Source organism: Actinomycetota bacterium (genome assembly GCA_030774015.1).
GTDB lineage: Bacteria > Actinomycetota > UBA4738 > UBA4738 > JACQTL01 > JALYLZ01.
On sequence record JALYLZ010000174.1, the window covers coordinates 1 to 8,095 of the forward strand.

5 protein-coding genes and 1 pseudogene are annotated in these 8,095 nt (G+C 70.1%); 5 read left to right on the forward strand and 1 reads right to left on the reverse strand.

Annotated elements, in window-relative coordinates:
• The first annotated feature begins 468 nt into the window (after nt 1–468).
• The 3 genes and pseudogenes from M3Q23_17160 to M3Q23_17170 all read left to right on the forward strand — a co-directional run bounded on the left by M3Q23_17160 (nt 469) and on the right by M3Q23_17170 (nt 4,499).
• Nucleotides 469–2,160: an ABC transporter ATP-binding protein/permease gene (locus tag M3Q23_17160; protein MDP9343782.1), complete on the forward strand. Its 1,692-nt coding sequence runs from the start codon at nt 469–471 to the stop codon at nt 2,158–2,160.
• Nucleotides 2,157–3,978, forward strand: a pseudogene (locus M3Q23_17165) (ABC transporter ATP-binding protein/permease). Before M3Q23_17160 ends, M3Q23_17165 begins: the two are co-directional and overlap by 4 nt.
• 74 nt (nt 3,979–4,052) lie before the next feature.
• A complete protein-coding gene (locus M3Q23_17170; GenBank protein MDP9343783.1) occupies nt 4,053–4,499 on the forward strand; it encodes a nitroreductase family deazaflavin-dependent oxidoreductase in 447 nt (148 codons plus the stop codon).
• On the opposite strand, the gene M3Q23_17175 is transcribed toward M3Q23_17170, so the two are convergent.
• Entirely contained in the window at nt 4,496–5,473 is a 978-nt protein-coding gene (locus M3Q23_17175) for an NAD-dependent epimerase/dehydratase family protein (protein ID MDP9343784.1), read from the reverse strand. The genes M3Q23_17170 and M3Q23_17175 overlap by 4 nt on opposite strands.
• A gap of 94 nt (nt 5,474–5,567) precedes the next feature.
• Between M3Q23_17175 and M3Q23_17180 the strand changes: the two genes are divergently transcribed.
• Both M3Q23_17180 and M3Q23_17185 read left to right on the forward strand, forming a co-directional pair.
• A complete protein-coding gene (locus M3Q23_17180) occupies nt 5,568–6,074 on the forward strand; it encodes a nitroreductase family deazaflavin-dependent oxidoreductase (protein MDP9343785.1) in 507 nt (168 codons plus the stop codon).
• Between the two features lie 821 nt (nt 6,075–6,895).
• Nucleotides 6,896–8,095, forward strand: a 1,200-nt coding sequence (locus tag M3Q23_17185) for an IS256 family transposase (GenBank protein ID MDP9343786.1), incomplete at its 3' end; no start/stop codon positions are given.

Here is an 8,095-nt window from a genome sequence, read left to right on the forward strand (position 1 = left end):
TGTTCAGGCGGGCGGCGATCTCGTCGTTGTCCAGTCCCTGAGCCGCCAGCAGGACGATCTGGGCCCGGAAGACCTCTCGATACGGCAACGTATACTTCCGGGCCCGCACCTCCAGCACGCTCCGCTCTTTCGCGGTCAGCTCAACCACGTACGGACTCTTCCTGGGCATGGCGACGACCCCTCCGGGGCCCGCGAGACCATACCGTATCACGCACAACTTACGCGAGTGTACTTATGCGGAGAGGTACTAAGGGGTCGTTGCAAGCCCCAAGGACCCGCGCCCGGTACCTTGATGGGGCAATCTGCCTGACCCGAGGAATCGGGGCCCGGAACCCCGGAGTCTCTTCCGGGGCACACACGGCGGGGGACGCATCCCTGCCAGGGGGCGCAACAACGACGAATACAGGAGACCTCAGGCTTCGCGCGCTCTGGCGGCTGCGGTCGTTCATCCGACCCTATCGCCGGCAGATGTGGTTCATGCTGGCGAGCGCTGGGCTCGGCGTGGGCGCCGGCACGATCGTCCCCCTCGTGACCATGGCGATCGTCGACGGGCCGATCCGGCACGGAGACCGCCCCCAGCTCCTGCTGATGGTGCTGGTGGTCCTCGGGCTGGGGTTGGCCGAAGCAGCGCTCATCTTCGGCCGCCGGTGGATCCAGTCCGTGGCCGTCCTGCGGGTGGAGGCGGGGATCCGCGACGACCTCTACGCGCATCTCCAGCGGCTTCCGGTGGCGTTCCACGACCGGTGGCAGACCGGGCAGCTGCTGTCGCGGGCCACCACCGACCTCAGCGCCATCCGCCGGTTCCTCGGCTTCGGAGCCATCTTCCTCGTGGTCAATGCCGTGCAGGTCCTGACCGTGATGGTGTTCCTGCTGACGCTGTACTGGCCGCTCGGGCTCATCGTGGCAGCCACGATGACTCCCGTCGTGTGGCTGGGGAAACGGTCCGGGGCGGGCTACGCGGACGTGTCCCGGCGCGTCCAGGACCAGCAGGGCGACCTCGCCACGCTGGTGGAGGAGGCGGCGACGGGCATCCGTGTCATCAAGTCGTTCGGGCGGGGACCGCTCATGCAGAGGCGCTTCGGCGCTGCGGCGCGCACCCTCCGAGAATCCTCGCTCGACAGCGTCCGGCTGCGGGCGAACTTCTGGTCCGTGCTCCAGCTGCTGCCGAACCTGACCATGGCCCCCGTCGTCCTGGTCGGCGCGATGGCCGTGGCCACCGGATCCCTGTCGCTCGGGGGTCTGGTGGCGTTCGCGTCCATGGTGGTCCTGTTGCAGTGGCCGGTCATCGACCTGGGGTGGATCCTGGCCCTGGCCCAGGAAGCTGCCACCGCCTCGGAGCGCGTGCACGAGGTCCTCGACGAGGTCGCAGCGGTGGCCGACCGTCCGGGGGCGATTCCGCTCGTGCACGCGACGGGCACGCTGGCCTTCGAGGGCGTGTCCTTCCGCTACCCGGGCGCCGACCCCTCGGAGCCCGACGTGCTTCGGGACATTCACCTCCTCATCGAGCCGGGCGAGACCGTGGCCGTCGTGGGGGCGACCGGGAGCGGGAAGTCCACCCTCGCCATGCTCGTCCCCCGGCTGTACGACGTGACCGCCGGCCGGGTCACGGTGGACGGACACGACGTCCGGGACCTCACGTTGTCGTCGCTTCGTCGCCACGTCGCGGTGGCGTTCGAGGAACCGGTGCTGTTCTCGATGAGCGTCCGGGAGAACCTGACGCTCGGCTATCCGAACGCGACCGAGGACGACATCCGGGCGGCCCTCGACCTGGTCCATGCGGACTTCGTCGCCGACCTGCCCTGGGGATTCGACACGCGCATCGGGGAACAGGGGTTCTCGCTCTCGGGGGGCCAGCGGCAGCGCCTCGCGCTGGCCCGAGCGGTGATCGACCGCCCGAGGATCCTCGTCCTCGACGACCCTTTGTCGTCGCTCGATATCCACACCGAGGCACTGGTGGAGGGGGCCCTGTCCCGAGTTCTGCACGACACCACCGGCCTGCTCGTCGTGCACCGGCCCTCGACGGTGGCACTGGCCGACCGCGTGGTCCTACTCGAGCACGGCACGGTCGCCGCGATGGGGACGCACCGCGAGCTCATGGTGCGAGAACCCGCCTACGCCGCGGTCCTGTCGGCGTCCGACGAGGAACGGGCTGCCACATGAGCACCGTCCCTCAGTGGCGCGGGGTCGCGGCCGAGCAGACCGACGACGTCCCCGGGAAGATCTCCTCGCTCCTTCGCAAGCGGTCCCGGCGGCTGCTCGGCTCCCTCCTTCGCCCCCACCGCCGGCGAGCGATCTGGCTCCTCGGGGCAGTCCTCGCGGCGAACGCCGCCTCCATGGCGGTTCCGTGGCTGGTCGGGGTGGGCATCGACCGCGGGATCCCGGCAGTCCGGCACCACCACGACATGACCCTCGCGGTCATCGTCGGAGGGATCGTCCTGGCGGCGGTCGTGCACGCGGTGCTGTACCGGGCCTTCGTCAGGGGAGCCGGAAGGATCGGCCAGGAGGTCCTGATCGACCTCCGCCAGCGCGTGTTCGCCCACTTCCAGCGCCTCAGCCTTTCCTTCCACGAGCGCTACACGTCCGGACGCGTCATCTCACGGTTGACCTCCGACCTCGGCGCCATCACCGAGCTGCTGAACGGGGATCGACACCCTCATCACGTCGGTGCTGTCGATCGTCACCATCGCGACGATCCTCGTGCTGCTCGACTGGCCCCTCGGGCTGGTCACGCTGGCGTCGTTCGTGCCTCTCCTGCTGCTGACCCGGTGGTTCCAGCGGAACTCCGCCGTCGCGTACCGCAGGACCCGCGAGACCGTGGCGCTCGTGGTCATCCACTTCACCGAGTCGCTCGGGGGGATCCGAGCGATGCAGGCCTTCCGGCGGGAGCCCCGGAACGACGAGATCTTCGCGCAGGTCAACGACGATTACCGGCTCGCCACGCAACGCTCGTTCCAGCTGATCACGTGGTACTGGCCGGGGATCCTGCTGATCGGGAACCTGACCACCGTGGTGCTGCTGGCCTACGGCGGCATCCGGGTCATGAACGGGGCCATGGAGATCGGCGTGCTGACCTCGTTCCTGCTGTACATCCGGCGGTTCTTCGAGCCCATGGCGGAGATCAGCCAGTTCTACAACTCCTTCCAGGGCGCGGCGGTGGCCCTCGAGAAGCTCTCCGGCGTGCTGGAGGAGGAGCCCTCGGTGCCGATGCCGGCGAACGCCGCGCCCGAGCCCGCGGGGGGATGGCGAGGCGAGGTGCGCCTCGAACGCGTCCGGTTCGGGTACCGCGACGACATGGAGGTGGTGCAGGACCTCGACCTCGTCATCCCGGCCGGGCAGACGCTGGCCCTGCTGGGACGCACGGGGGCCGGAAAGACCACCATCGCCCGCCTCCTGGCTCGGTTCTACGACCCGGCCGGAGGTCGCGTGGTGGTCGACGGGGTGCCGCTGCCCGACCTCACCGAGGAGCAGCTCCGGAGCGTCGTCGCCATGGTCACCCAGGAGAACTTCCTGTTCAGCGGGACGGTTGCGGACAACATCGCCTTCGGGCGGCCGGACGCGACGCGGGCCGACGTGGGGGCGGCGGCGCGGGCCATCGGCGCCGACGGCTTCATCGAAAGCCTTCCGGAGGGCTACGACACCGACCTCGGCAAGCGGGGGAGCCGCCTGAGCGCGGGACAGCGGCAGCTGGTGGCGTTCGCCCGGGCCTTCCTGGCCGACCCGGTGGTGCTCATCCTCGACGAGGCCACGAGCTCCCTCGACATCCCGAGCGAGCGAGCGGTGCAGCGGGCGCTCCGGACGGTCCTCGCCGACCGGACCGCGCTCATCATCGCGCACCGCCTGAGCACGGTGGAGATCGCCGACCGGGTGATCGTGCTGGAGGGCGGCCGGATTGTCGAAGACGGCCCTCCTGCGGAGCTGCTCGCCTCCGAGGGGCACTACGCCGACCTCCACCGCGCCTGGCGGGATAGCCTGGTGTGAATCCGAGCGATCGCGCGAGCCGGGGACCGGCCCCGTCGCGGTCGCTTGGGGGCGCAAGAAATGAGGGAGTTCGCATGACCCCGCGGGAACAGGAAGAGGTTTTCGACAGTCCCTCGGGCTGGGTGGCCCGGCACGTCCGGCGCTACGTCGAGACGGAGGGCAGGGAGGGCCACGAGTGGCGAGGCGTACACACGCTCCTGCTCACCACTCGCGGCCGGAGGTCGGGAAAGCTTCGGCGGACCGCCCTGATCTATGGAACGGACGAGGATCGCCATCTGGTCGTGGCGTCTCAGGGCGGTGCGGAGGAGCACCCGGCCTGGTACCTCAACCTGGTGGATGACCCGGACGTCCAGCTCCAGGTCGGGGCGGACAGGTTCTCGGCGCGAGCCCGCACCGCAACCCCGGAGGAGAAGCCTCGCCTGTGGCGCGTCATGGCTTCGATCTGGCCGGACTACGACCAGTACCAGGCCAGGACCACGCGAGACATCCCGGTGGTCATCCTGGAACGCGCCCCGGCCTAGCGGGCTTCCCGCCGGTCGAACCACTCGTAGAGGTCGCGAACGGACTCCTCGACCGGGCGGGGACGGTGCCCGAGCTCGCCGACGGCCTTCTGGCTCAAGACGACACCCCTGAAGCGGAGGGCATGCAGCGACTCCGAACCGGCCAGCAGCGGGCTGTCCCACCTGCGTGACAGCACCGTCCCGACCGGTCCCCACACGCGGGCGACGCTCATGGGCACCGTCAGCCCGGGTGGCCGGACGCCGGTGGCCTCCGCCGCCATCCGAGCGAGCTCGCCCAGCGAGCGCCACTGCCCGGACACGAGGTAGCCCTCGCCCGTGCGGCCGCGTTCCTCCGCGGCGATGAGCGCGCCCGCGACGTCCCGAACGTCGACCCAGTCGAAGCCGCCGGCGACCAGAGCGGGCAACCTCCGGCGCCGGAGCGCGACGAAGAACTTCCCCATCCGCGAGGGCTCGAAGTCGCAGGGCCCAACCACGCCGGTTGGGTAGACGACAACCGCGTCGAGGCCCCGCTCGACGACCTTCCGCAGCTCCTCTTCTCCTGCCGCCTTCGACCGGTCGTACACGGGCAGCCCGGTCCGCTCCGCCCGAGGGCTGCCCTCGTCCAGACGGCCGCCGGATCGCTCCAGGTCGAATGCATGGACCGAGCTGCAATGCACGAACCGTCGCACGCCGCACGCGAGGGCGGCCTCGGCGGCATTCCGGACGCCCGCCACGTTGGTGGCCCATACGCGACCGTCCGGATCGCCCGTTACGGAGATCCGGGCCGCCAGGTGGTAGACGGTCTCGGCGCCGTCGAAAGCCGCCAGCAGCGCCGCCCGGTCGAGCACGTCCGCGGTTGCCCACTGGATGGGCAGCCCCTCCAGGGAATCCCCCCGCCGGCGGCCTACAGCCCGCACCTGCCGTTGGCGCGCGAGGAGCGCCCGCGTGAGGTTCGCCCCCAAATGGCCCGAAGCCCCCGTCACCACGGTGAGCACGATCGCGTCAGTCTATGGGCTCACTCACCCACTTCTCGCCCGGTTCCCGTTCGCTTCCCCTTGGCCTGGCGCCGGGGCCATACTCGCCGAGTTCATGGGCGCAGCGGAAGGGAGAAGGAGACCGGGGCCGGGAGCCCGCGTCATCCGGGCGCTGGGCGGGCGCCGCTGGTTCACGCGGCTGACCCGGCTGGTCGCCTACCCCGTCGACACGCGGCGATGGCGGCGCACCGGCCGGAGCCCCGATCACCGAGACTTCCCCCACCTCGTCCTGGTCACGACGGGACGCCGGTCGGGGGCCCCGCATGCCGTTCCCCTCCTGTACCTCGAACGCGACGCCGGCCTGGTGGTGGTCGGATCGAACTGGGGCCGGGACCGACACCCGGCGTGGTCCTCGAACCTCCTGGCCGATCCCCGGGCCACCGTTCACATCGGGGGTTCCCGACGAGAGGTCGTCGCGCGGATCGCCGCCGACGAGGAGCGCAGGGACCTGTGGCCACGGCTCCTCGAGCTGTGGCCGGCGTGGGCTGCCTACGAGGAGTGGACGGCGCGTCGGTTCCGCGTGTTCATCCTGGAGATCGACGGTCGCGAGCCGCCGGCGTGACGGCGTAACGATTTGCGTCAGTCGGCCGCCCGAGCGGGGACCTCTGCGACGGGGCCCGGCTGGAAGTGGCCCCGGAAGTCTCGAATTGACTCGAACACGCGAAGAGCGTCTCAATCTGAGCCCTCGACTCGCCCTCGTGACGGACCGAACAGGCCCATCGGTGGACCCCAAACCGGTGGTCGTTTGGGGTCGTAGGTGGAAATGGCGGTGTCGAGGGGCCGGACGGGCAAACGCGGCGACCCGCACCGCCCTGTAGCTGAGACTTGATGCCTCGCGGTCCCTGCGCCTCCCTCTTGCCGCGGCCTTCCGGGCTGCTTCGTTTTGTCGTCCGACGGATCCGAGCACCGGGAGGCAGGCGGATCCGGGGCGGTGAGGAGGGAACGGCCACCGCGCGGCAACCGTTCCCTCTCCTCTCACCCACTGGGCGATCGTCCCGGACTGCTTGACCTGGCCCTGCGTACCAGCAGCGGTTACGGTGCCAGTGAGCGTTCCAGTCGCCCCCTGGAAGTTCCCAGTGCCACCGGCGATCACATCCGTCAACGTTCCGCTGTCTGGCTCTGCCGGGTTTGGGTGACACGCGCCGAGGCACTGGCCGTGGCTGAACGTCCCGTCCAAGATCGAGCCCTGAGCGAGGTTGATCGTGCGAAGGTCACAGGCCCCGCCGTAGGCGGCTCCGAAGGCGACCATTGCGGTCGCTTGACCGTATGGACTGACCTCGGCACTCCCGCAGAATCCGGTGGCGACCCTTCCTCGGTGTAAATAGACCACGGGCGTAGGCTCCTCCCAAGAGCTGACAACTCAGCAGAAGGAGGCCTACACCCGTGACCGAACGAGTATCGCCCACCGAGCGCATCCGCGCCGACATCGACGAACTGTTCGCAACCGAGGGAGACCTCGGTGAGGCCCTGGAGCAGGTGGCCCGCCTCGGCGCCCGGCTGCTGCTGCAGTCGGCGCTGGAGGCCGAGGTCACCGAGTTCCTCGGCCGCAACCGCTACGAGCGCCGTGCCGTGGCCCGCTCCGCCCGGGCCGGCTCCCGCAACGGCTTCGGCGAACTGACCATCAAGACCACCGCCGGGCCGGTCACCTTGGAGCGCCCGAAGCTCCGGGGCACCACCGAGACGTTCGCGTCGCGCCTGCTCGGGACCGGGGTGACCAAGACCAACGCCTTGGAGTCCCTGGTGATCGCCTCTTTCGTCCGGGGCCTGTCGGTCCGCGACGTCGAGGCCGCCCTGGCCGAGGCCCTCGGTCCTGAGGCCACGGTGTCGCGCTCCACGGTCTCCCGGATCTGCGAGGCGATCAAGTCCGAGTTCGACGCGTTCAAGCACCGGGACCTCTCCGACATCGAGCTCGAGTACCTGTTCGTTGACGCGAGTCACTTCCGGATGCACGCCGGGACGAAGGCCGAGCCGGTGCTGGTGGCCTGGGGCATCGACACGTCCGGAAAGCCGCACCTCCTTCACCTGGAGCCGGGGAGCTCGGAGTCCACGGACGCCTGGGCGGAGTTCCTGCGGGGGATGGCCGCCCGCGGTCTTCGCCCGCCGCTGCTGGTGATCTCCGACGGCGGGGCCGGCCTGATCGGCGCCGTGGAGATCGTGCTCTCCGGGAGCCTCCGCCAGAGGTGTCTGATCCACCGGTGCCGGAACCTGCTGGCCAAGGTGCCCCGCCACGCCCAGGGGAAGGTGAAGGCCGAGTACTGGGCGATCTTCGATCACATCGAGGCGGCGCCCGGCGACCGGGCCATGGCCGAGGCCACCCGCCGGGCACGCGCCTTCAGCGCCAAGTGGGGGAAGCTGTACCCCGCGGCGGTGGCGTGCCTGATGGAGGACCTCGATCACCTCACCACGTACCTGCGGTTCCCCACCGAGCACTGGAAGCGGATCCGCCACTCCAGCTTCATCTCGGTTAACCGGCCACGGCAGAGCCGGGCGAGAGTGCGCCATCCGGCGCTCGGACCGAGTGTCAGAGGGGGGAGGCACACTGTCGTCGAACGTGGGTTCGAGGAGGGGACTGGTGAAGCTTCG